Below are 21,672 nucleotides of genomic sequence, written 5' to 3'. Positions count from 1 at the left end.
TTCCTTCGCTCCCTTGCTGGTGCGTTACGGTGGCGGATCTCTCCCCACCGTAACGCAGGAGGTGAGACAATGGAGAGCAGTCCGAATCGTCGTGAGAGGGTCATGGCCAGGAGCAGTAAGAACACCGTCCGCATCACCGGAGCCGCACGCTCCGGTGAGGAGGACATCAATCTGCGCATGCGCAAGTACCTCATCACGATGGGGATCCGCGTGGTGTGCCTGGTGCTGGCCTTCGTGACGCCGGGCTGGTGGACCTGGGTCTTCCTGGCCGGTGCGGTGCTGCTGCCCTGGGTGGCGGTGCTGATCGCCAATGCCGGGCGGGAGCGCAGCGGCACCACCTCGGGGTACGTCCAGCTGCCGGTCTACCCGCAGCTCGAGCAGCGCCGCCCGGAGACGGACGAGCCAGGTCGCGCAGCCGGCTCTGCCACCGAGCCCGGGGAGCTGGACCGGTGAGCGCGCTGCTGTGCTCCCGGAAGGGGTGCCGCGAGCCGGCCTCGCGCGCGCTGCTGTGGAACAACCCCTCGCTGCACCTGCCCGAGCGCCGCAAAGTGTGGCTCGCCTGCGCGGCGCACGAGGGCTATCTGGCCGATTTCCTGCGTGCGCGCGGCTTCCTGAGCGAGGTGCGCGACGCCGACGACATCCCGGAGGGAGCCGGATGAGCCGCACGGGACGCTACCGGTTCCTGCTCTCAGCGCGCTGGCTGCGCTATTACGCGCTCATGCTGGTGGGCGTCATCGCCTGCGTCGCGCTGTCCTTCTGGCAGGGCGAACGGCGCGAGCAGCGGCTGGAGGAGATCCGGCACATCCAGGAGAACTACGACGGCCCGGTCCGGGACGTAAGCCAGGTGCTGCCATCGCGGCAGGACCGGCTCGCCGAGGAGGACGAGTGGACCCGGGTCGAGCTGCACGGGCAGTATGACGACCGCAGCCTGCTGGCCCGCAACCGGCCGCTGAACCAGCAGGCCGGCTTCGAGGTCGTGGTGCCGTTCCTGCTGCAGGACGGGACGACGATGCTCATCTCCCGCGGCTGGGTGCCGACCGACTCCTCCGGCGGCGCGCCGGAGAGCGTGCCCGCGCCGCCCGCCGGCGAGGCGACGGTGACCGTCAGGCTCCGGCCGGCGCAGGACGGCAGCGGCGACGACAACCCTCCGGAGACGCTGCTGGCGATCGACCCGGCGGTGGTGGACGGCCTGGAGCAGCCCTATCTGGGCGCCTACGGCGTGATGGAGAGCGAGCAGCCGCCGGCGGCCGAGCCGCTCCAGGCGATGCCGCGGCCGAGCGTGAGCGAGGGCTCGCATCTGTCCTATCAGATGCAGTGGCTGGCCTTCGGCGTGATGGTGATCGCCGGCGGCGTCTACGCCGCCCGCCGGGAAGCGCAAGGCGCCCGGGAGGCCCGGCTGCAGCGCGAAGCCGCGCAGGCGCAGGAGTACGTCGTGGTGGACAAGGACCAGCTCAAGTCCGGGCGGCTGGCACGCCCGCTTCCCTCCCAGGAGCGCCGGCGCAAGGACCGCAGGGACGAGGCGGAAGAGGACGCGCTGCTCGAATCGCGCCGCTAGCCGGACGCATCGGAACCGTCGGCCGTTCAGGCCAGCGCCACGAGCTCCTGGTAGTCGGTGCTCCACAGGTCCTCGTCGCCGTCCGGGAGCAGCAGCACCCGGTCCGGTTCCAGCGCCGCCACCGCGCCCTCGTCGTGCGTGACCAGGACGATGGCGCCCTCGTAGCGGCGGATGGCCGAGAGGATCTCCTCGCGGCTGGCGGGATCCAGGTTGTTCGTGGGCTCGTCCAGCAGCAGGACATTGGCGCTGGAGACCACCAGGGTGGCCAGGGCCAGCCGGGTCTTCTCCCCACCGGAGAGCACGCCCGCGGGCTTGTGCACATCGTCGCCGGAGAACAGGAACGACCCCAGCACGGTGCGCACGCCGGTGTCGTCCAGATCCGGGGCCGCCGAGCGCATGTTCTCCAGCACCGTGCGGGAGGTGTCGAGGGTCTCGTGCTCCTGGGCGTAATAGCCGAGCTTGAGGCCGTGGCCGTGCTCCACCGCGCCGGAATCGGGCTGCTCCAGACCGGCCAGCAGCTTCAGCAGCGTCGTCTTGCCGGCGCCGTTGAAGCCGAGCACCACCACGCGCGAGCCGCGGTCGATGCTCAAGTCCACGCCGGTGAAGATCTCCAGCGAGCCATAGGACTTCGACAGGCCGCTGGCGCTCAGCGGCACTCGGCCGCAGGGTGCCGGCTGCGGGAAGCGCAGATGCGCGACTTTGTCCTGGGCGCGCTCGGCCTCCAGCCCGGCGAGCATCCGCTCGGCGCGTTTGGCCATGTTCTGCGCGGCCACCGCCTTGGTGGCCTTGGCCCGCATCTTGTCCGCCTGGGCGCTGAGCGCGGCGGCCTTCTTCTCGGCGTTGGCGCGCTCCCGGCGCCGGCGGCGCTCATCCGACTCGCGCTGTTTGAGGAACAGGGAGTAGGACATGGCGTACACGTCGATCACGGAGCGGCCGGCGTCGAGGAAGAACACCTTGTTGACCACGTGGTCGAGCAGTTCCACATCGTGGCTGATGACGATGAGGGCACCGGGATAGACGGCGAGGTAGTCCCGCAGCCACAGGATCGACTCGGCGTCCAGGTGGTTGGTCGGCTCGTCCAGGATCATGGTGTCCGGCGCCGCGAACAGGATCCGCGCCAGCTCCACCCTGCGGCGCTGGCCGCCGGAAAGGGTGTCGATGCGCTGGCCGAGCAGCCCGGCGTCCAGGCCGAGGTTCGCGGCGATGCCCAGCGCCTCCGACTCGGCCGCGTACCCGCCCTTGGCCAGGAACTCGGCCTCTATGCGGGGGTACCGGTCGATGGCCTTGGTCATCACGTTCGCGTCCGGGGAGGACATCTGCTCCTCGGCTTTCCGCATCCGCCGGAGGATCTGCGCCAGATCGCGCGCCTCCAGGATGCGCTCCAGGCCGGTGAGGGACAGATCCCCGGTGCGGGGGTCCTGCGGCAGGTAGCCGACGTCGCCGGTGTGGCTGACCGTGCCGGACGCCGGCAGGACCTCGCCCATGAGGGCTTTCGTCAGGGTCGTCTTCCCGGCGCCGTTGCGGCCGACCAGGCCGACGCGTTCACCGCGGTTCACGTGGAAGCTCACATCGGACATCAGCACGCGCGCGCCGGCGCGCAGCTCGAGGCCGCTCACAGAGATCATGGCAGCAGCCTCCTTCAGGTGTAGAGCGCGGACATTCCGGCGCGGATCAGCCGGGCGAGTTCCTCCTGCGGCCTGACGCCGCGGTCCCGGGCCCGGCGGACGATCTCGTCCGCCTCGCCGGCCTCCAGGGTACAGGTGACGACCTGACTGCGGGGACGCGGCGCCTCCGGCCCGGCGCCGGGCTGACCGTCGGACGACGGGCCGCCCGGCTCGCGCCCGGCTCCGGCATCCGGGCGATCGCCCAGGCCGGGCCCGGCGGGAACCGGCTCACCGCGCTGGAACGCGGTCGCCGCGGCACGGGCGCGGAGATCGGCCGCCTCGTTGAGCTCGTGGTCGTTGTGCCCCTTGACCCACTCGAAGGTGACATCGCGGCCGGCCATCGCGGCGTCGATCTCCTGCAGCTGCTCGCGGTTGAGCACCGGCTTGCCGTCGGCCTTCTTCCAGCCGCGGCGTTTCCATCCCGGCAGCCAGGAGGTCACCGCGTTGATCACGTACTGGCTGTCGCACAGGATGTGCAGCGGCCGGTCCAGGTGCGCGGTGGCGCGCAGCAGCTCGCTCACCGCTTGCAGCTCGCCCTGGTTGTTCGTCGCGCGCGGCCAGCCGCCGGCGGCCCAGCGGTCCTCGTCGATGTACCAGGCCCAGCCGGCCGGGCCCGGGTTGCCGAGCGCGGAGCCGTCAACCGCCGCGTGCAGCGCGTCGTCCGTGGCGCCGGCCACTAGATGTTGAAGCCGAGCGCGCGCATCTGCTCCCGGCCGTCGGGGGTGATCCGCTCCGGTCCCCACGGCGGCATCCAGACCCAGTTGATCCGGTACTGCGGCACGATGTCCATCAGGCTCTCGCGGGTCTGGTCCTCGATCACGTCGGTGAGCGGGCAGGCGGCGGAGGTGAGCGTCATCTCGATGACGGCGGTGCCGTCGTCCTCCACGGAGAGGCCGTAGACCAGGCCGAGATCGACGATGTTGACCCCGAGTTCGGGATCGACGACGTCTTTCAGGGCCTCGGCGACCTCCTCGGGCGTGGCATTGGTGGGCCCGTCGATGACCTCGGGCATCAGTCCTCCTCGTTCCGTCCGGCACCGGTGCTCCGGTCGCCGTTCTCGTCAGGATAGTCGGCGCTGGCCTGGCGCAGCGCGTCCTCGAAGGCCTTCCAGGCCAGCAGCGCGCATTTGATCCGCGCGGGATAGCGGGACACCCCGTGGAAGGCCGCAGCATCGCCCAGCAGTTCCTCGTCCGGTGCGCCCTGGCCCCGGGAGTGCATGAGCGCCTGGAAGCCGGCCATGACCGGTGCGACCTCGTCCGGCTTCGCCTCCTGGGCCAGCTCGGAGAGCACGCTGGCCGAGGCCATGGAGATCGAGCAGCCCTGGCCGTCCCAGCGCAGCACGATCCGCCCGTCCTCTTCCCGCCGCTCCACCTCGACGGTGATCTCGTCACCGCAGGTCGGGTTCACCTGATGGGAATGGCCGAAGTACGGCGGGCGCGGCACCTCGGGCAGGCCGGAGATCGGCACGGTGTTGCCGTGCCGCTGCCGCGCGTGATCGAGGATGACCTGCTGGTACAGCTGTTCCAGGCTCATGCCGTGTCCCTCACGTCCCTCATGCAGCTCGTCTCCTTCATCTGCCCGCGTCCATCGTCCCCGTGTTCATCTGCCCCGTGCGCTCACCGGAGGAAGAAGCCGCGAACCTCGGCGACCGTGCCAAGGAGGACGTCGATCTCCTCCTCGGTCGTGTGCAGGTAGGCGCTGGCCCTGGTGGTCGCGGTCACGCCGAACCGCCGGTGCAGCGGTTGCGCGCAGTGGTGACCCACCCGCACCGCGATACCCCGTTCGTCCAGGAACTGGCCCACATCGTGGGCGTGGACCCCTTCCACGTCGAAGGCGACCGTCGCCAGCCGGTCCCCCGGCTGGCCGATCTCCTCCGGGCCGATGACGCGCACTCCAGGGATCTCCTGCAGGCCGGCGAGCATCCGCCCGGCCAGGTGTTCCTCCCAGGCGGCGATCCGGTCCATGCCGGTCTCGGCCAGGTAACGCGCCGCCGCGGCCAGTCCCACCGCCTGGGCCACCGGCTGGGTGCCGGCTTCGAACCGCTGCGGGGCCGGCATGAAGGAGGCCTGCTGGTAGTCGACCGTCGTGATCATGGAACCGCCGGTCAGGAAGGGCGGCAGGGCGTCCAGCAGCTCGGCGCGCCCGTACAGCACGCCGATGCCGGTGGGCCCGAGCATCTTGTGCCCGGAGAAGGCGGCGAAGTCGACGCCGAGCGCGGGCAGGTCCACGCCGAAGTGCGGCACCGACTGGCAGGCGTCCAGCACCGTGACGGCGTCGTGGGCGCGGGCCAGATCGACCAGGCGCCGGGCCGGGTTGACGGTGCCCAGGACGTTCGAGGCGTGGGTGAAGGCCAGCACGGCGGTGGCGGAGTCCACCAGCGCCTCGGCCCGCTCCAGGTCGAGACGACCGGCATCCGTCACCGGGATGACCCGCAGTTCGGCTCCGGTGTGCGCCGCGACCTGCTGCCAGGGCACCAGATTGGCGTGGTGCTCCATCTCGGTGATGACCAGGTTGGCGCCCGGCCCGATCCGGAAGCGCTCCGCCTCCGGGCCGCCGAGCCCGGCACTGGCGTTGACGAAGCCGTAGGCGACGAGGTTGAGCGCCTCCGTGGCGTTCTTCGCCCAGACGATCTCGCGCTCGCCGGCGCCGACGAACCCGGCCACGGCAGCGCGGGCGTCCTCGAACGCCTCGGTCGCCTCCACCGCCAGCTGGTGCGCACCGCGGTGCACTGCGGCGTTGCGGCGCTCGTAGAACTCCTGCTCCGCCTCCAGCACGCTCAGCGGCTTCTGCGACGTCGCCCCGGAGTCGAGGTAGGCCAGCCGGCGCCCGCCGGCCTCCTGCTCCTGGTAGTGCCCCAGCAGCGGGAAGTCGTTGCGGATGCGCTCCACCTCGGCCGCGTCGAACATCACCCGTCCCTTCAGGCCGTCGCGCTCAGGAACCGGTCGTAGCCTTCGTTCTCCAGCCGCTCGGCCAGTTCCGGGCCGCCTTCCTCGGCGACCCTGCCGTCGACGAAGACGTGCACGTGATCCGGCTTGATGTACTGCAGGATCCGGGTGTAGTGCGTGATCAGCAGGATGCCCACATCGGTGTTCTGCTTCGCCCGGTTGACCCCCTCGGAAACCACGCGCAGCGCGTCCACGTCGAGGCCGGAGTCGGTCTCGTCGAGCACCGCGAACTTCGGCTTGAGCAGCTCCATCTGGAGGATCTCCTGGCGCTTCTTCTCACCCCCGGAGAAGCCCTCGTTCACGTTGCGCGCGGCGAAGCTCGGATCGACCCGGAGCGCCTCCATGGCGGCGTTCAGCTCCTTGGTCCAGGTGCGCAGCTTGGGGGCCTCGCCGTCGATGGCGGTCTTGGCCGAGCGCAGGAAGTTCGTCACCGTGACGCCGGGAACCTCCACCGGGTACTGCATGGCCAGGAACAGGCCGGCGCGGGCCCGCTCGTCCACGGACATCTCCAGCAGGTCCTCGCCGTCGAGCTCGGCGGTGCCGGCGGTCACCTCGTACTTGGGGTGGCCCGCCAGGGAGTAGGCGAGGGTGGACTTGCCGGAGCCGTTGGGGCCCATGACGGCATGAGTCTCATTGGAGTTGATGTCCAGGTTGACGCCCTTGAGGATCTCCTTGGCGCCCTGATCGGTCTCGACGCTCACATGCAGATCGCGGATGGACAGTGTAGGCATGTCGTTCTCTTTCTCTACGTGCTCGGGTTGATCGGGTTGTCGATGTCGACCAGGACGTCCTCGCCCTCCAGGGAGACGGGGTAGACCCTGACCGGCTCCCAGGCCGGCGGGGTCTGCGGCTCGCCCGTGGTCAGGTCGAAGCGGGAGCCGTGGCCCCAGCACTCGATCGTGCAGCCTTCGACCTCGCCCTCGGAGAGCGAGACGTCGCCGTGCGTGCAGATGTCGTCCAGGGCGTGCACGGTGCCGGATTCGTCCTGCACGATGCACAGCTCGCGCTCTCCCACCTCGGCCCTCACGGCCTTGCCGGGGGCGAGCTCGGACCTGGCGCAGGCCACGGCGAAGCTCACAGCATGCTCCGCTGCAGCTCCTCCTCGATGGCATCCATCAGGCGGGCCTCCACCTCGGGCACCTTGATCTGCTGGATGACCTCGTTGAAGAAGCCGCGCACCACGAGGCGGCGGGCGACGATCTCGGGGATGCCGCGGGACATCAGGTAGAACAGGTGCTCCTCGTCGAAGCGGCCGGTGGAGGAGGCATGGCCGGCTCCTTCGATCTCGCCGGTCTCGATCTCCAGGTTCGGCACCGAGTCGGCGCGGGCGCCGTCCGTGAGCACCAGGTTCCGGTTCAGCTCGTACGTGTTGATGCCCAGCGCCTCGTTCCGGATGAGCACATCGCCCACCCAGACCGTGTGCGCGCCCTCGCCCTGGAGCGCGCCCTTGTAGAGCACGTCCGAGTTGGCGTTCGGCGCGTTGTGGTCGATGAAGGTGCGGTGCTCCAGGTACTGCCCGGCATCGGCGAAGTACAGGCCCAGCAGGCGGGCGTCGCCGCCGGGGCCGTCGTAGACGACGTTCGAGGCCACCCGGACGATCTTGCCGCCCAGGCTGATGGCGATGTGCTTGTACTCGGCGTCGCGGCCGACCTTGCCGTCGTGCTGGGCCAGGTGCACCGCCTCATCGTCCCAGAGCTGGAGCGAGATGACGGTCAGCTTGGCACCGGCGCCGATGACGGTGGAGAGCAGCTGGCTGAGCTTGGCCTCTCCCTTGTGCTCGATCACGACGGTCGCGGTGGAGTTCGCCCCGGCCGTGATCGCCACATGGCTGTGCGCCACCTGCCCGGCATCGGTCCCGGTGAAGCCGATGAAAACCGGCTCGCTCAGCTGCGCGTCCTGCGCGATGTCGTAGTGCAGCACCTGCGGCGCGCGGGCGGCGGCGATCGCAGCCGGGCGGTCCTCCGGCGCCGGGATGCCCAGCGCGCGCGCCTCCTCCAGGCCGATGGCCCGGCTGGTCACGCCCGCGGGAAGAGCCTCCTCGGCGCCGAGCGTGCCGGTGCCGGCTTCGTCGACGAGCAGATCGCCGATCTGCTTCAGCGGCGTGTAGCGCCACTCCTCCTGGGTGCCGGTGACCTGCGGGTAGTCCGCGGGATCGAAGGAGCGGATGCGGTCGTCACGGGACAAGGCCGGCACCTGGGCGCCGGCGCCGTGCGAATGCGGCACGGCACCGTGCTGAGCGGGCTGGCCCGCCTGGACGGATTCATTGGCTGCTGCGGTCACGTCTTTCGTCTGCCTCCTTAGCGCGCAGGCGCTCACGTACATCGATGTCTTCACGGGTGCACAGGCATCGCCTGGCGGGGTGCCTTCCAAAGGCACCGGCGGCGTCAGCCGACCGCGCCCTCCATCTGGAGCTCGATCAGCCGGTTGAGTTCCAGCGCGTACTCCATCGGAAGCTCGCGCGCGATCGGCTCGATGAACCCGCGCACGATCATCGCCATGGCCTCGGTCTCCTCCAGGCCGCGGGACATGAGGTAGAACAACTGGTCCTCGCTCACCTTCGACACCGTCGCCTCGTGGCCGAGGGAGACGTCGTCCTCCCGGATGTCGATATAGGGGTAGGTGTCGGACCGGGAGATGTTGTCGACCAGCAGAGCGTCGCACAGCACCGTGTTGGAGGAGTGCTCCGCGCCCGGCTGCACCTGCACCAGTCCCCGGTAACCGGCCCGGCCGCCGCCACGGGCCACGGACTTCGACACGATGGACGAGGAGGTGTGCGGGGCGGCGTGCACCATCTTGGCCCCGGTGTCCTGGTGCTGGCCGTTGCCGGCGAATGCCACGGAGAGGGTCTCGCCGCGGGCGTGCGGCCCGGTCAGCCAGATGGCCGGGTACTTCATGGTCACCTTGGAGCCGATGTTGCCGTCGACCCACTCCATGGTGGCGCCCTCTTCCGCGACGGCGCGCTTGGTCACCAGGTTGTACACGTTGTTCGACCAGTTCTGGATCGTCGTGTAGCGCACCCGGGAGTTCTTCTTGCAGATGATCTCCACGACGGCCGAGTGCAACGAGTCCGACTTGTAGATCGGCGCGGTGCAGCCCTCGACGTAGTGCACGTAGGAGCCCTCGTCGGCGATGATGAGCGTGCGCTCGAACTGGCCCATGTTCTCGGTGTTGATCCGGAAGTAGGCCTGCAGCGGGATCTCCACGTGAACGCCTTTGGGGACGTAGATGAAGGAGCCGCCGGACCACACGGCCGTGTTGAGCGCGGCGAACTTGTTGTCGCCGGTCGGGATCACGGTGCCGAAGTACTCCTCGAAGATCTCCGGGTGCTCCCGCAGGGCGGTGTCGGTGTCGAGGAAGATGACGCCCTGGCTCTCGAGCTCCTCGTTGATCTTGTGGTAGACCACCTCGGATTCGTACTGCGCGGCGACGCCGGCCACGAGGCGCTGCTTCTCCGCCTCGGGGATGCCCAGCTTGTCGTAGGTGCGCTTAATGTCCTCGGGCAGGTCATCCCAGGTCTGGGCCTGCTTCTCGGTGGACCGGACGAAGTACTTGATGTCGTCGAAGTCGATCCCGGTCAGATCGCCGCCCCAGGTCGGCATGGGCTTGCGCTCGAACATCTTCAGGCCCTTGAGCCGGCGCTGGAGCATCCACTCCGGCTCGTTCTTCAGGCCGGAGATCTCCCGCACGACGGCCTCGCTCAGGCCGCGCTTGGCGGTCGCGCCGGCGACGTCCGGATCGGCCCAGCCGTAGGCGTAGTTGCCGATGTCCTTCAGCTGCGGGTTCGCCTCGATGATGTGGTTGGTCTCCGCGGTATCAGTCACCGGAAGCCTCCTTCGTGCTGGTTCGGGTGCGTGCTCCGTACGAGCCGTACGGGATGTCGAGCAGTGGCCGGTGGAAGTTGGAGGTCGGGATGTGGGTGGTGCAGACGTGGTCGCCGTTGGCGAGCGTGGACAGCCTCCGCACATCGACGCCGAGCATCCTGGCGAAGCTCTCCCGCTCGACCTCGCAGAATTCGGGGAACTCCGCGGCGACCTGCTGGATCGGGCAGTGCCCCTGGCACAGCTGCATGGCCTCCATCGGGGTGCCCGCCGCGACCGGGGTGGCCGAGGCCGAGTAGCCCTCCCGCGAGAGCGCCTCGCCCAGGGCGCGGGACTTCGCCGCGACCTCCGGGCCGGCTGCCTCCACGGCGGGAGCCACTCTACGCTCGATCGCCTCCATCCGGCGCCTGGCGAACTCGGCCACGGCGCCCTCGCCGGCGTGCTCCTGGAGGTACCCCAGGACATCGACGGCGAGTTCGTCGTAGGCGGTCTCCAGGTCTTCGTGGCCGTCGGAGGTCACCACGTAGTTGCGTGCCGGGCGGCCGCGGCCGGCGTTCGGACGGCCCACCGAGCGGACCTCGATCCGGCCGGCGCGCACGAGCGCGTCGAGATGGCGCCGGATCGCCGCCGGCGTCAGGTTCATCTGCTGCGCGAGGCGGGAGGCCGGGATCGGCCCGTGCTCCAGGATGGCCGCGAAGACCCGCTGCCGGGTCTTCATGTCCTGCGAGCTGCCCGCGCCTATCCTGCCGGCAGTTCCGGCACCGCCTGCGCGGCCGCCGCCATCGACAGTGGACTTGCGTGTGATCACACTACGCCCCCTCTCGATATTCACAAGACAATCATGTCGAAAAATATTCCGGGGCGGAAACAAGGGTGCCCTAAGCCCTCGGGTTCTCCACTTGGGCCTCGGGTTCTCTACTTCGAGTAGAACAACGGTAGACTGAAGCCCTATGCCCTCTGCCGCCGTCCTCACCCTCGATGGGGTGCACAAATCCTTCGGTCCCGTGCAGGCGCTCGCCGGAATCTCACTGAGCGCCTCCCCCGGCAGCATCCTCGCCCTGCTCGGACCCAACGGCGCGGGGAAGTCCACCACCATCGCCCTCGCCGTCGGGCTGCTGCGCCCGGACGCCGGGACGGTCCGCGCCTTCGGCGCCGATCCCGTGGCCCAGGCCGCCGCGACCAGCCCGCGCACCGGCGTGATGCTGCAGGACGGCGGGCTCCCCATGGGCAGCCGCCCGATGGAGGTGCTGCGGCATCTGTCCCGGCTCTACCCGCGCACCCGGGACATCGACGAGTTCGCCGAGCGGCTGGGCATCACCGCCTTCGCCGGACGCACCGTGCGACGGCTCTCCGGCGGCGAACGCCAGCGCGTGGCGCTGGCAGCGGCGCTCGTCGGCGAACCTGAGCTGGTGTTCCTGGACGAGCCCACCGCCGGCATGGACCCGCAGGCGCGGCTGGCGGTCTGGGAGGTCGTGGAGGAACTGCGCGCCCGCGGCACCGCCATCGTCCTCACCACGCACACCATCGACGACGCCGAGCGGCTGGCCGACGACGTCGTCATCGTCGATCACGGCACCGTGATCGCCCGCGGCACCCCCGGCGCCCTGGTCGGTGCCGAGATCCACGGTGAACCGGTCCGCCGGCTGCGACTGGAACTCGCCCAGCGGCCCGAGCCTGTGCTGCAGGAGGCGCTCGAGGCCCTCGCCGCCCGGCATGGCCACGAGCTGCGGATCTCAGGCGCCACCGTGACGCTCACCGGCAAGGTGTCCACCACCGCCGTGCACGAGCTCACCGGCGCGGTGATCCAGCACGGCTCCGAGGTGACCGCCCTGGCGCTGGAACAGCGCACCCTGGAGGACGTGTTCCTCGACCTCACCGGAAGGAGCCTGCGATGAGCCCCGCCGCCAACCCGGCTGCCGCCACCGGAGCGCGCATCCGGCGCGTGCTGGCGCAGGCGCGGTTCGAGGCCCTGGCGACGCTGCGCCACGGCGAGCAGCTGCTGCTGTCGATCCTGCTGCCGGTCATCATCCTCATCGGCCTGTCCACCACGGGACTGCTGGACGCCCGCGGCCTGCTGGACCGGATGGGCGATCCCGCCGAGGCCCCCGTCGCGCTCGTCCTGCCCGGCGTCCTGGCCGTCTGCGTGGTCTCCACGGCCTTCACCGGCCAGGCCATCGCCACCGGTTTCGACCGCCGTTACGGCGTGCTCCGGCACCTGGCCACCACGCCACTGGGCCGGTCCGGGCTCGTGCAGGGCAAGCTCCTGGCGGTGCTCGCCGTCCTCGTGGTGCAGACCCTCGTGATGGGGCTCGTCGCCGCCGCGCTCGGCTGGCGCCCCAGCCTGCCGATGCTGCTGCCCGGGGCACTCATGCTGCTGCTGGGAACCGCGGCGTTCCTGGCCCTCGGGCTGCTCGTGGCCGGTACGCTACGGGCGGAGGCCACCCTGGCCGGGGCGAATCTGCTCTGGGTGCTGTTCCTGGCCGGCGGCGGGCTCCTGGTGGAGCACACCGGGGCGTGGGGCGCCGTCACGGCCGCCCTGCCGCCTGGCGCGCTCGGCCAGGGCATGCGCGCCGCCCTCCTGGAGGGCCGGCTCGACCTCGCCGCCGCGCTCGTCCTCGTCCTGTGGGCCGCCGCGGCCTACCTCGCCACCGTACGCTGGTTCAGATGGAGCTGATATGAGTCCCGCGTTCCGCGACCGCCTGCCCGCCTTCGTCGACCGCCGCGTCCGTGCCGCCGCATGGGCCATGCTGGTGGCGCAGTCCACGATCGTCTTCACCGGCGGCGTCGTCCGCCTCACCGGATCCGGCCTCGGCTGCCCTGAGTGGCCCCGCTGCACGGAGGATTCCTACGTCAACACCCCCGAGATGGGCCTGCACGGCTTCATCGAGTTCGGCAACCGCCTGCTGGGCGTGGGGCTGGGGATCCTCGGCGTGCTCACCATCCTGCTGTTGTGGCGGCTCCGCCGGCAGCGGCGCGACCTGTTTTTCATGGCGGTGGGCCTCACGGCCATCGTCCCGGTGCAGGCGCTGATCGGCGGGATCACCGTCTGGACCGGCCTGAACCCCTGGGTGGTGGCCGCCCACTTCCTGCCCTCGGCCGTGGCGGTGGCCGTCTCCGCGCTGTTCGTCCGCCGCACCTACGACGCCGGCGACCGCCTGGGCCGGCGTTCGGCGGGGCTGCCGCGCGCGCTGCTGCCGGCCATCGGCGTGCTCACCGCGATCACCGTGCTGCTCGGGGTCATCGCCACCGGCGCCGGACCCCACGCCGGTGACGCGAACACGCCGCGCAACGGCTTCGACCCCGCCCTGATGTCCCGGCTGCACGCGGTCCCGGTGTGGCTCCTGGTGGCCTGCACGGTGGCGTTCCTCATCATCGCGGTGGCGCGGCACGACCGCACGCTCATCCGCGCGGCGGCCCTGCTGCTCGGCGCCCAGCTGCTGCAGGGCACCATCGGCTACATTCAGTACTTCACCGGCCTGCCGGAGTGGCTGGTGTCGATCCACCTGATCGGCTCCTGCGCCGCGATCGCCGCGACGGCGAACCTGCTCGACGCCGATGTCCGCCGCACCCCGCTGGCACCCGCCAGGCGGGCTCCGGACCCCGTACCGGCCTAGGCCTTCCGCCGCGAGAACAGCGCCGAGACGGCACAGACCGCCGCCAGGCCCGCTACGGCGGCCACGGACCAGACGAGGAGCGCCTGCCCGGCCGGCGGGTTCTCGAAGATCCGCACCCCGCTGAACATGAACAGGAACACGGCGCCCAGGAACGGCAGCAGGCAGATCAGGGCGCCCTTGACCGGCCAGCGGATCATCACCTGGACGATGACGCTGAACCAGGACATGCCCGCGACGAGGAAGACGAACACCAGGGCCAGCGCCGCCGGATCGCGGTGCAGCTCAGCGGCGACAGTGCCGGGCACGGCCCGCCCGCCCGCGATCAGCGGCCACAGCAGCATCGCCGCGAGATGGATGAGCGCTCCGGCCGGGATGGTGAGCAGCATGAGCACCGGCAATCCCCGCAGCCGGAATCCATGGTCTGGGCGCCGGGGCGCGAACTGCAGGAACGGCCAAGCGAGTCCCGGCGCGCCGGCCAGCACGCCCACCAGCACGACGTCCAGCTCCACCTGACGGCCGTTGTGCCGCAGAATGCCGAAGCCTGCCAGCCACAGCACCGCCGTCCACAGGATGGCACTGCAGGCCGCGTAGATCAGCATCCGCCGGACGTCTCCCCACCAGCCGGGCACGGTGCTCTCGGCATCGGGCCGCGAAGCCCGGACCGGGCGCCCGGCAGGTTCGAGGCTCTCCGGCGGGGGCACCGGAATCCGATCCAGTTGTCGGGGAGGGAACGGGGGTGGCTGCTCGGGACGGGGCGGCACCGGAGGCTGCTGGCTCATGCCACCCATCGTGCCCCACCGCGGCCGGTCACCGCGGGACGCCGATGTGCCAGTCCGGCCACGCGCCGCGTGAGCGCCCTCCCGGCACAGCTGCCGGGCGTCATACTGGGGCCATGACGGCACTGCTTCTCCCCGTGCTGGGAATCGTCCTCGTGCTCGGGCTGTGCACCGCCGCGATCATCGCAGGCGCGGTGCGGCTCAGGCGACGCCACCGGCTCACCGCCGAGGGCGTCCCGGTCCGGGCCACCATCGTGGCGGTGCGGGCGCAGTCCGTCGACTCGACCTACGCCTACCATCCGATGGTGCGCTACCAGTTCCACGGCCGCTGGTGGGATTCCGCGCCCTCCGGAGGACAGCACGCGCTGCGCACCGGGACGGTGTTCAAGACCAGCGGCATGGGACAGCAGTTCATCGGCCAGCAGCTCGACGTCCTGGTGGATCCGCGGAACCCGGCGATCTCTGCGGTGCCGGGACGGGACCGGCTGGGCATCTTCCTGATCGCCCTGGGCGCCGTGTTCGGCGGGCTGTTCGTGATCCTCGGAGTGCTGGGGGCCGTGGCGGGAATCCTCTCGCGGCTCTGAGGCGGCTCTCCTCCACGAGGATCGCACGCGCGGCGGGAATGCCCGCAACCCCGCGCGGCGTTCACGCCGGTATGCGAGCACTCAGCTACTCCGCCTACGGAGATCCCGGGTCCCTGTCCCTGACCGAGCTGCCGACGCCCAAGGTCGCTCCCGGCGCCGTGCTGATCCAGGTCCATCGGGCCGCGGTCAACCCGGTCGACTGGAAGCTCATGGCCGGCGGCCTCGACGGCATGATCGACGTCGTCTTCCCGGTGGTGCCCGGCTGGGACGTCACCGGCACCGTGGCCGCGCTGGGACCGGACGTCCCGGAGTTCCAGGTGGGCCAGCGGGTCGCCGCCTACGCCCGCAAGGACGTCGTCTCCGGAGGGACCTACGCCGAGTACGTCGCCGTCCCGGCGACCTCCGTCGCGGCCGTTCCCGAGGGCGTCAGCGACGAGGCCGCCGCCGGCCTGCCGCTGGCCGGGCTCACGGCGCTGCGCTCCCTGGAGGCGCTGGATCCGCTCGGTCCCGGGGACACCGTGCTCATCCACGCCGCCTCCGGCGGGGTGGGCCATCTGGCCGCCCAGCTGGCGGTCGCCGCCGGCGCCACCGTGCTGGGCACCGCCTCTGAGGCCAATCACGAGCGGCTCCGCGCGCTGGGCGTGACTCCCCTGAGCTACGGGGAGGGACTGCCGGACCGGGTACGCGAGCATGCACCGGACGGGGTCACCGCGGTGGCGGACTTCGTCGGTGGCGTCCTCGACGACACGCTGGCCGTGCTGCGCCCCGGCGGCCGGCACGTCTCCATCGCCGATCCGGGCGTCGCCGAGGCCGGCGGGCGGTGGATCTGGGTGCGGCCCGACGGCGCGCGGCTGGCCACGCTACTGAGGCTGGTGGCGGAGGGCTCGCTGCGGGTGGAGATCGACCGGGTGTTCCCGCTCGCGGAGGGCGCCGAGGCCCTCGCGCTCAGCCGCGACGGTCAGGCCCGCGGCAAGCTCATCATCGACGTCACCCGGTGAACGGGTTGAAGAACGGATCCACCGCCACCGCGATGAACAGCACGGTCAGGTAGGTGATCGAGGCGTGGAAGACCTTCATGGCCTTCAGCTGGGTGCCGGCCAGGCCCCGCTTGGCGCGCCGGGTGAGGTCGTAGCAGAGCTTGAGGAACCATGCGCCGGCCAGCACCGAGGCGACCGTGTAGATGGGGCCCATCGGCGCCAGCGGGATCAGGGCGAGGCTGCTGAGCACCATCGCCCAGCTGTAGCCGATGATCTGCCGGCCCACGCTCACCGGCGGGGCGACCGCCGGGAGCATCGGCACCTTGGCCGCCTCGTAGTCGGCCTGGTACTTGATCGCCAGGGGCCAGTAGTGCGGCGGGGTCCAGAAGAACACCACCAGGAACAGCAGGACGGGCTCCCAGCTGAGCGAGCCGGTCACGGCGCTCCAGCCGATCAGCACCGGCATGCATCCGGCGGAGCCGCCCCAGACGATGTTCTGCGCGGTGTAGCGCTTGAGGATGATGGTGTAGCCGACCACGTAGATGAGGATCGCGACCGCGGTCAGGCCGGCCGCCACCCAGTTGGTGAAGCCGCCGAGCCAGAAGATCGAGCCGACGCCCAGGGCCAGGCCGAAGGCGAGCGCCTGCATCGGCGTGATCTCCCCGGTGACCAGCGGGCGGTTCTGCGTCCGCTCCATCTTCGCGTCGATGTCCCGGTCGATGTAGCAGTTCATCACCGAGGCACTGGCGGCCGCCATGGCGCCGCCGATGAGGGTGGCGATCATGAGCCAGATATCCGGCATGCCGCCCTGTGCGAGGAACATCACGGGAGCGGTGGTGACCAGCAGCAGCTCGATCACGCGCGGCTTGGTCAGTGAGATGTACGCCGCCAGCTTGGACCGCTTGCGCGGGGGCGCCTTCGCCTCGTCCAGAATGCGCTGCAGCGGCGCCTCGCCCTCGCGGTCCTCGCGCGAGCCGGCGTCCTGCGAGTGGGGGTTCAGTGCCGTCACGATCCTCTTCTTTTCTACCGGCGGTCGAATCCTCGACCATACTACCGCGTCTCGCCCATGGAGGCGAAGCCTCCAGCGGGCGTGGCCGAGGCGGTATTGTTCTTCACGTTCGGCTATGTTCCCGCAGGCGGCCCGCGACCGCTCCTTACAACCAGACCCCCGCACCGAAAGGGACACACGAGGCACCATGACTTCTCTGGACTGGTCAGATCTTGATGCACGGGCGGTCGACACCGCTCGTATGCTCGCCGCCGATGCGGTGCAGCGGGCCGGGCACGGACACCCCGGCACCGCCATGAGCCTGGCCCCGGCGGCGTACCTGCTCTACCAGAAGGTCATGCGGCACAGCCCCGCCAATCCGCAGTGGCTGGGCCGGGACCGCTTCGTGCTCTCGGCCGGCCACTCCAGCCTGACCCAGTACATCCAGCTGTTCCTGGCCGGGTACCGGCTTGAGCTGGACGATCTGAAGGCGCTGCGCACCTGGGGCTCGCTGACCCCGGGACATCCCGAGGTGGGGCACACCGACGGCGTGGAGATCACCACCGGCCCGCTCGGCTCGGGGCTCGCCTCCGCCGTCGGCTTCGCCTTCGCCGCCCGGCGTGAACGGGGGCTCTTCGATCCGCATACCCCCGCCGGCGAGTCGCCCTTCGACCACACCGTCTTCGTGATCGCCTCCGACGGCGATCTGCAGGAGGGCGTCTCCGGCGAGGCCAGCTCCCTCGCCGGTACGCAGCGCCTCTCCGATCTGGTGGTGATCTGGGACGACAATCGCATCTCGATCGAGGACGACACCTCGATCGCCTTCACCGAGGACGTCGAGGCCCGGTACCGCGCCTACGGCTGGCACGTGGAGCACGTCGACTTCACCCAGGGCGGGACGGAGTACCACGAGGACGTCGAGGCGCTGCACGCCGCCATCGAGCGCGGCCGCGCCCGGACGGACGCCCCCACCTTCATCCGGCTCTCGACCATCATCGCCTGGCCGGCACCGAACGCCCGGGGCACCGGCGGCTCCCACGGGGCGGCCCTCGGCGCCGACGAGGTCCGCGCCACCAAGGAGCTGCTCGGCTTCGACCCGGACGAGGACTTCGCGGTCGCCGAGGAGGTGCTGGCCCACACCCGTGCCGCGCGTGAGCGCGGGCAGGTGCTGGAGCAGTCCTGGCTGGAGCGGTTCGACTCCTGGAAGGCGGCCGAGCCGGAGCGGGCCGCGCTGCTGGAGCGGCTGCGCGCCGGGCAGCTGCCCGAGGCGGAGCTGGAGGCGGCGCTGCCGGAGTTCGCGCCCGACGAGGAGAAGGGCGTCGCCACCCGTGCCGCCTCCGGCAAGGTGCTGAACGCCATCGGCCCGGTGCTGCCCGAACTGTGGGGCGGCTCGGCGGACCTCGCCGGCTCCAACAACACCATCATCTCCGCCGATGAGAGCTTCCTGCCCGAGGACCGCTCCAGCGCGAAGTTCAAGGGCAACCCCTACGGGCGCAACCTGCACTTCGGGGTGCGGGAGTTCGCCGCCGGCCTGATCGCCAACGGCATCGCCCTGCACGGGCCGACCCTGCCCTACGCGGCCACCTTCCTGGTGTTCAGCGACTACCAGCGGGCCGCGGTCCGGCTCGCGGCGCTGCAGGAGCTCCCGGTCACCTTCGTCTGGACGCACGATTCGATCGGCCTGGGCGAGGACGGACCGACGCACCAGCCCGTAGAGCACCTGTCCGCGCTGCGGGCCATCCCGAACCTCGACGTGGTGCGGCCCGCCGACGCCAACGAAACCGCGCACGCCTGGCTGACGGTGCTCCGGCACCGCGACCGGCCCGCCGGCCTGGCGCTCACCCGCCAGGCCGTCCCGGTGCTGGACCGCTCGGAGGGCTCGGGCCTGGCCCCGGCCTCCCTCGCCTCTCGCGGCGCCTATGTGCTCAAGGACCCCGAGGGCACCCCCGACGTGGTGCTCCTGGCCAGCGGATCCGAGGTGGCCATCGCCCTGGCAGGCCAGCGCATCCTGGCGGCCGAGGGCATCGCGGCCCGCGTCGTCTCGGTGCCCTGCCAGGAGTGGTTCGACGCGCAGGACGAGGAGTACCGCGAATCGGTGCTGCCGCGTCAGCTGCGCGCCCGGGTCTCCGTCGAGGCCGGCTCCGCGCAGAGCTGGCACCGCTACACCGGCAGCTTCGGCCGGAACGTGTCGCTGGAGCACTTCGGTGCCTCGGCCGACTACCAGCGCCTGTACACCGAGTTCGGCATCACCCCGGAGGCCGTGGCGCAGGCCGCACGGGAGTCCATCGCCGATGTGAAGGAGTTCGCCAAGTGAGCCTGTCCCAGCTGAGCGCCGCCGGCGTGTCCGTGTGGCTCGACGACCTGTCCCGGGAACGGATCGAGTCCGGCAATCTGCAAGAACTCATCGACACCCGCGAGGTCGTCGGCATCACCACCAATCCGACCATCTTCGCCCAGGCGCTGCGCAACGGCGCCGCCTATGAGACCCAGGTCCGCGAGCTCGCGGCGGCCGGCACCGGAGCGGTGTCCGAGAGGGACGTCGACGAGGCCGTGTTCGCCATCACCACCCGCGATGTGGCCGCCGCCGCGGAGGTGTTCGCACCGCTGTACGAGTCCACGCAGGGCAAGGACGGCCGCGTCTCGATCGAGGTCGATCCGCGGCTGGCGCACGACACCGAGGGCACCGTCGCGGCCGCCAAGCGCCTCTGGGAGACCATCGGCAAGCCCAATGTGATGATCAAGATCCCCGCCACCGAGGCGGGCCTGCCGGCGATCACGGAGGTCATCGCGGCGGGGATCAGCGTCAATGTCACGCTGGTGTTCTCGCTGCAGCGGTACCGCGCCGTCGTCGAGGCCTATCTGGCCGGTCTGGAACGGGCCCAGGAGGCCGGCATCGACCTGTCCGCCATCCGCTCGGTGGCCTCGATCTTCGTCTCCCGGGTCGACACCGAGGTGGACAAGCGCCTGGAGGCGCTCGGCACCGAGCAGGCGCTGCAGCTGCGTGGCAAGGCGGGCATCGCCAACAGCGTGCTGGCCTACCAGATCTACCAGGAGCTGTTCAGCTCCGCCCGCTGGGACGTCCTGCAGCTTGCCGGCGCGCATCCGCAGCGGCCGCTGTGGGCCTCCACCGGCGTGAAGAACCCCGACTACCCGGACACCATGTACGTGACGGGGCTGGTCGCGCCGAACACCGTGAACACCATGCCCGAGGCGACCCTGGAGGCCTTCGCCGACCACGGCACGGTCGAGGGCGATGTCGTCAGCGGCCGCGGGGACGAGGCCGATGCGGTGCTCGACGCCCTGGCCGCCCAGGGCATCGACTACGCCGAGGTCGCCGAGGTGCTCGAGCGGGAGGGACTGGAGAAGTTCGACGCCAGCTGGGCCGAGCTGCTGCAGACCGTGCGAGGGCAGCTGGAGCAGGCCCGCTAAACCACACCGAGCGAAGGAGCGTCAATGAGCGAGGACACCACCTTGGAGTTGCACGTCGGATATCCCTCCCCGGAGGAGTTCGAGAACGAGCTCGGGGATCTGGTCACGGCCAAGGTCGCCTCCCGCATCGCCGCCGGCGATGCGACGCTCTGGGGCCCGGCCGCCGAGGAGGAGGCCGCCAAGCGGCTCGGCTGGGTGCACGCCCCGGAGCGCTCGGTGCCCCTGGTGGAGGAGATCATCGGGCTGCGCGAGGAACTGCGCGCAGAGGGAATCGACCGGATCACGCTGGCCGGCATGGGCGGTTCCTCGCTGGCCCCGGAGGTCATCGCCGCCACCTACGGCGTGGAGCTGGAGGTCCTCGACACCACCGATTCCGGGCAGGTGGCCGAGGCCATCGGCACTGATCTGTCCCGCACTCTGCTGGTGGTCTCCTCCAAGTCGGGCGGCACGGTGGAGACCGACTCGCACCGGCGTGCCTTCAGCGCCGCATTCGAGGCCATCGGCGTCGACCCCGCCTCCCGGATCGTGGTGGTGACGGATCCCGGCTCTCCCCTGCACCGCCTCGCCGAGGAAAGCGGATACCGCCGCGTGTTCCTGGCCGACGACACCGTCGGCGGCCGGTTCAGCGCCCTGACCGCCTTCGGCCTGGTGCCGGCGGGGCTGGCGGGGGCCGACATCGGCGCTCTGCTGCAGGAGGCCCAGGAGGTGCTGCCGGTGCTCACCGCCGACGCCCCGGAGAACCCGGCACTGCGGCTGGGGGCGTTCCTCGGAGCGGCGCACGCCCGGGACTCGGAGAAGCTCGTCATCGCCGACCACGGCTCGGGCCTGCCCGGCTTCGGCGCCTGGATGGAGCAGCTGGTCGCCGAATCCACCGGCAAGGACGGCAGGGGCCTGCTGCCGGTCGTGGTGGAGTCGCCTGACGCCCCCGGCTTCGCCGATGCCCGTGCCGACGCCATCCTGTTGTTCCTGGGATCCTCCCGGCCCGACATCGCCCCGGCCTCGGGACTGGCCGCCGCCGTTTCCGGGCGCCTCGGCGAGTCGTTCCTGCTGTGGGAGTACGCCATCGCGGTGGCGGGCTACAGCATCGGCATCAACCCCTTCGACCAGCCGGACGTGGAGGCCGCCAAGGTCGCCGCGCGCTCCCTGCTGAGCGGCGAGGCGCCTGCCTCCGGCGAGCCCGCCTTCACGGACGGCGCGGTGGACGTCTATGCGCTGGCGCTGGATCTGGGCCACGCCCGCACCCTGCACGAGGCGATCGACGCGCTGCTCCATGCGGCCCCCGAGTACGGGTACCTGGCGATCCAGGCGTATCTGGACCGCTT

23 protein-coding genes are annotated in these 21,672 nt (G+C 70.9%); 11 read left to right on the top strand and 12 right to left on the bottom strand.

The genetic code is table 11. From position 1 onward, the window contains the following. Nucleotides 1-102 precede the first annotated feature (102 nt). The 3 genes from IEW13_RS13355 to IEW13_RS13345 are packed head-to-tail and all read left to right on the top strand — an operon-like array spanning nt 103 to nt 1,555. The gene (locus tag IEW13_RS13355; protein ID WP_229745164.1) at nt 103-453 is read left to right on the top strand and encodes a DUF3099 domain-containing protein; all 351 of its coding nucleotides are present in this window, start codon (nt 103-105) and stop codon (nt 451-453) included. Continuing rightward, on the top strand, nt 450-659 hold the full coding sequence (locus IEW13_RS13350; protein WP_188551426.1) for a hypothetical protein: 210 nt from the start codon (nt 450-452) through the stop codon (nt 657-659). The genes IEW13_RS13355 and IEW13_RS13350 overlap by 4 nt, the downstream gene beginning before the upstream one ends. Then, nucleotides 656-1,555, top strand: coding sequence for an SURF1 family cytochrome oxidase biogenesis protein (locus tag IEW13_RS13345; RefSeq protein WP_188551425.1), 900 nt, complete (start codon nt 656-658; stop codon nt 1,553-1,555). Before IEW13_RS13350 ends, IEW13_RS13345 begins: the two co-directional genes overlap by 4 nt. Before the next feature lie 26 nt (nt 1,556-1,581). Here IEW13_RS13345 and IEW13_RS13340 read toward each other — a convergent pair whose 3' ends face one another. The 10 genes from IEW13_RS13340 to IEW13_RS13295 all read right to left on the bottom strand — a co-directional run bounded on the left by IEW13_RS13340 (nt 1,582) and on the right by IEW13_RS13295 (nt 10,700). Continuing rightward, nucleotides 1,582-3,180, bottom strand: coding sequence for an ABC-F family ATP-binding cassette domain-containing protein (locus IEW13_RS13340; RefSeq protein ID WP_188551424.1), 1,599 nt, complete (start codon nt 3,178-3,180; stop codon nt 1,582-1,584). 14 nt (nt 3,181-3,194) lie between these two features. Further along, a complete protein-coding gene (locus IEW13_RS13335) occupies nt 3,195-3,896 on the bottom strand; it encodes a ribonuclease H family protein (protein WP_188551423.1) in 702 nt (233 codons plus the stop codon). Further along, nucleotides 3,896-4,231, bottom strand: coding sequence for a metal-sulfur cluster assembly factor (locus IEW13_RS13330; RefSeq protein ID WP_188551422.1), 336 nt, complete (start codon nt 4,229-4,231; stop codon nt 3,896-3,898). The genes IEW13_RS13335 and IEW13_RS13330 overlap by 1 nt, the downstream gene beginning before the upstream one ends. Beyond that, nucleotides 4,231-4,752, bottom strand: coding sequence for a Fe-S cluster assembly sulfur transfer protein SufU (sufU, locus tag IEW13_RS13325; protein WP_188551421.1), 522 nt, complete (start codon nt 4,750-4,752; stop codon nt 4,231-4,233). The genes IEW13_RS13330 and sufU overlap by 1 nt, the downstream gene beginning before the upstream one ends. Nucleotides 4,753-4,835: 83 nt before the next feature. Then, on the bottom strand, nt 4,836-6,125 hold the full coding sequence (locus IEW13_RS13320) for an aminotransferase class V-fold PLP-dependent enzyme (protein ID WP_188551420.1): 1,290 nt from the start codon (nt 6,123-6,125) through the stop codon (nt 4,836-4,838). Nucleotides 6,126-6,136: 11 nt separating this feature from the next. After that, on the bottom strand, nt 6,137-6,895 hold the full coding sequence (gene sufC / locus IEW13_RS13315) for a Fe-S cluster assembly ATPase SufC (protein ID WP_188551419.1): 759 nt from the start codon (nt 6,893-6,895) through the stop codon (nt 6,137-6,139). Between the two features lie 14 nt (nt 6,896-6,909). Then, nucleotides 6,910-7,242 carry a non-heme iron oxygenase ferredoxin subunit gene (locus tag IEW13_RS13310; protein ID WP_188551418.1) on the bottom strand — a complete coding sequence of 111 codons (333 nt, stop codon included), beginning with the start codon at nt 7,240-7,242 and terminating at the stop codon, nt 6,910-6,912. Further along, complete coding sequence (gene sufD, locus IEW13_RS13305; RefSeq protein ID WP_308420830.1) at nt 7,239-8,444, bottom strand: Fe-S cluster assembly protein SufD; 1,206 nt, start codon at nt 8,442-8,444, stop codon at nt 7,239-7,241. The genes IEW13_RS13310 and sufD overlap by 4 nt, the downstream gene beginning before the upstream one ends. Before the next feature lie 104 nt (nt 8,445-8,548). Then, nucleotides 8,549-9,985, bottom strand: a complete 1,437-nt coding sequence (sufB, locus tag IEW13_RS13300) for a Fe-S cluster assembly protein SufB (RefSeq protein ID WP_308420829.1) — start codon at nt 9,983-9,985, stop codon at nt 8,549-8,551. After that, nucleotides 9,978-10,700, bottom strand: coding sequence for a helix-turn-helix transcriptional regulator (locus IEW13_RS13295; protein ID WP_229745163.1), 723 nt, complete (start codon nt 10,698-10,700; stop codon nt 9,978-9,980). Before IEW13_RS13295 ends, sufB begins: the two co-directional genes overlap by 8 nt. 232 nt (nt 10,701-10,932) lie before the next feature. On the opposite strand from IEW13_RS13295, the gene IEW13_RS13290 reads away from it, so the two are divergent. The 3 genes from IEW13_RS13290 to IEW13_RS13280 are packed head-to-tail and all read left to right on the top strand — an operon-like array spanning nt 10,933 to nt 13,596. Beyond that, nucleotides 10,933-11,877 carry an ABC transporter ATP-binding protein gene (locus IEW13_RS13290; RefSeq protein WP_188551417.1) on the top strand — a complete coding sequence of 315 codons (945 nt, stop codon included), beginning with the start codon at nt 10,933-10,935 and terminating at the stop codon, nt 11,875-11,877. Further along, the gene (locus IEW13_RS13285; RefSeq protein WP_188551416.1) at nt 11,874-12,656 is read left to right on the top strand and encodes an ABC transporter permease; all 783 of its coding nucleotides are present in this window, start codon (nt 11,874-11,876) and stop codon (nt 12,654-12,656) included. The genes IEW13_RS13290 and IEW13_RS13285 overlap by 4 nt, the downstream gene beginning before the upstream one ends. 1 nt (nt 12,657) lies before the next feature. Continuing rightward, nucleotides 12,658-13,596 (top strand): COX15/CtaA family protein, encoded by a 939-nt coding sequence (locus IEW13_RS13280; protein ID WP_188551415.1) that lies wholly within the window; start codon nt 12,658-12,660, stop codon nt 13,594-13,596. On the opposite strand, the gene IEW13_RS13275 is transcribed toward IEW13_RS13280, so the two are convergent. Beyond that, nucleotides 13,593-14,375 (bottom strand): hypothetical protein, encoded by a 783-nt coding sequence (locus IEW13_RS13275; protein ID WP_188551414.1) that lies wholly within the window; start codon nt 14,373-14,375, stop codon nt 13,593-13,595. The two genes, IEW13_RS13280 and IEW13_RS13275, sit on opposite strands and share 4 nt — an antisense overlap. Nucleotides 14,376-14,488: 113 nt before the next feature. On the opposite strand from IEW13_RS13275, the gene IEW13_RS13270 reads away from it, so the two are divergent. Both IEW13_RS13270 and IEW13_RS13265 read left to right on the top strand, forming a co-directional pair. Continuing rightward, the gene (locus IEW13_RS13270; RefSeq protein WP_188551413.1) at nt 14,489-14,956 is read left to right on the top strand and encodes a DUF3592 domain-containing protein; all 468 of its coding nucleotides are present in this window, start codon (nt 14,489-14,491) and stop codon (nt 14,954-14,956) included. Between the two features lie 71 nt (nt 14,957-15,027). Continuing rightward, nucleotides 15,028-15,954, top strand: coding sequence for an NADP-dependent oxidoreductase (locus tag IEW13_RS13265; RefSeq protein ID WP_188551412.1), 927 nt, complete (start codon nt 15,028-15,030; stop codon nt 15,952-15,954). Here IEW13_RS13265 and IEW13_RS13260 read toward each other — a convergent pair. Then, entirely contained in the window at nt 15,944-16,876 is a 933-nt protein-coding gene (locus tag IEW13_RS13260) for a heme o synthase (protein WP_229745173.1), read from the bottom strand. The two genes, IEW13_RS13265 and IEW13_RS13260, sit on opposite strands and share 11 nt — an antisense overlap. A 253-nt stretch (nt 16,877-17,129) precedes the next feature. Between IEW13_RS13260 and tkt the strand changes: the two genes are divergently transcribed. The 3 genes from tkt to IEW13_RS13245 form a co-directional block, all read left to right on the top strand. Further along, nucleotides 17,130-19,235, top strand: a complete 2,106-nt coding sequence (gene tkt / locus IEW13_RS13255) for a transketolase (protein ID WP_188551410.1) — start codon at nt 17,130-17,132, stop codon at nt 19,233-19,235. Continuing rightward, nucleotides 19,232-20,350 (top strand): transaldolase, encoded by a 1,119-nt coding sequence (gene tal / locus IEW13_RS13250; protein WP_188551409.1) that lies wholly within the window; start codon nt 19,232-19,234, stop codon nt 20,348-20,350. The genes tkt and tal overlap by 4 nt, the downstream gene beginning before the upstream one ends. 24 nt (nt 20,351-20,374) lie before the next feature. Then, the coding region (locus tag IEW13_RS13245; RefSeq protein ID WP_188551408.1) for a phosphoglucose isomerase-related protein at nt 20,375-21,672 on the top strand (1,298 nt) is incomplete at its 3' end.

The organism is Sediminivirga luteola (assembly GCF_014639315.1).
In the GTDB taxonomy this organism is placed as follows: domain Bacteria; phylum Actinomycetota; class Actinomycetes; order Actinomycetales; family Brevibacteriaceae; genus Sediminivirga; species Sediminivirga luteola.
The sequence above is the reverse complement of the archived record's forward strand: the minus strand, read 5'-3'. Positions and strand labels throughout refer to the sequence as shown.

Coding starts and splice junctions, on each gene's coding strand:
- IEW13_RS13285 (WP_188551416.1), top strand. CDS start 11,874: ATGAGCCCCGCCGCCAACCCGGCTGCCGCCACCGGAGCGCGCATCCGG.
- IEW13_RS13345 (WP_188551425.1), top strand. CDS start 656: ATGAGCCGCACGGGACGCTACCGGTTCCTGCTCTCAGCGCGCTGGCTG.
- sufC (WP_188551419.1), bottom strand. CDS start 6,895: ATGCCTACACTGTCCATCCGCGATCTGCATGTGAGCGTCGAGACCGAT.
- IEW13_RS13265 (WP_188551412.1), top strand. CDS start 15,028: ATGCGAGCACTCAGCTACTCCGCCTACGGAGATCCCGGGTCCCTGTCC.
- IEW13_RS13290 (WP_188551417.1), top strand. CDS start 10,933: ATGCCCTCTGCCGCCGTCCTCACCCTCGATGGGGTGCACAAATCCTTC.
- IEW13_RS13340 (WP_188551424.1), bottom strand. CDS start 3,180: ATGATCTCTGTGAGCGGCCTCGAGCTGCGCGCCGGCGCGCGCGTGCTG.
- IEW13_RS13295 (WP_229745163.1), bottom strand. CDS start 10,700: ATGAAGACCCGGCAGCGGGTCTTCGCGGCCATCCTGGAGCACGGGCCG.
- tkt (WP_188551410.1), top strand. CDS start 17,130: ATGACTTCTCTGGACTGGTCAGATCTTGATGCACGGGCGGTCGACACC.
- IEW13_RS13270 (WP_188551413.1), top strand. CDS start 14,489: ATGACGGCACTGCTTCTCCCCGTGCTGGGAATCGTCCTCGTGCTCGGG.
- IEW13_RS13280 (WP_188551415.1), top strand. CDS start 12,658: ATGAGTCCCGCGTTCCGCGACCGCCTGCCCGCCTTCGTCGACCGCCGC.
- IEW13_RS13355 (WP_229745164.1), top strand. CDS start 103: ATGGCCAGGAGCAGTAAGAACACCGTCCGCATCACCGGAGCCGCACGC.
- sufU (WP_188551421.1), bottom strand. CDS start 4,752: ATGAGCCTGGAACAGCTGTACCAGCAGGTCATCCTCGATCACGCGCGG.
- IEW13_RS13330 (WP_188551422.1), bottom strand. CDS start 4,231: ATGCCCGAGGTCATCGACGGGCCCACCAATGCCACGCCCGAGGAGGTC.
- IEW13_RS13275 (WP_188551414.1), bottom strand. CDS start 14,375: ATGAGCCAGCAGCCTCCGGTGCCGCCCCGTCCCGAGCAGCCACCCCCG.
- IEW13_RS13320 (WP_188551420.1), bottom strand. CDS start 6,125: ATGTTCGACGCGGCCGAGGTGGAGCGCATCCGCAACGACTTCCCGCTG.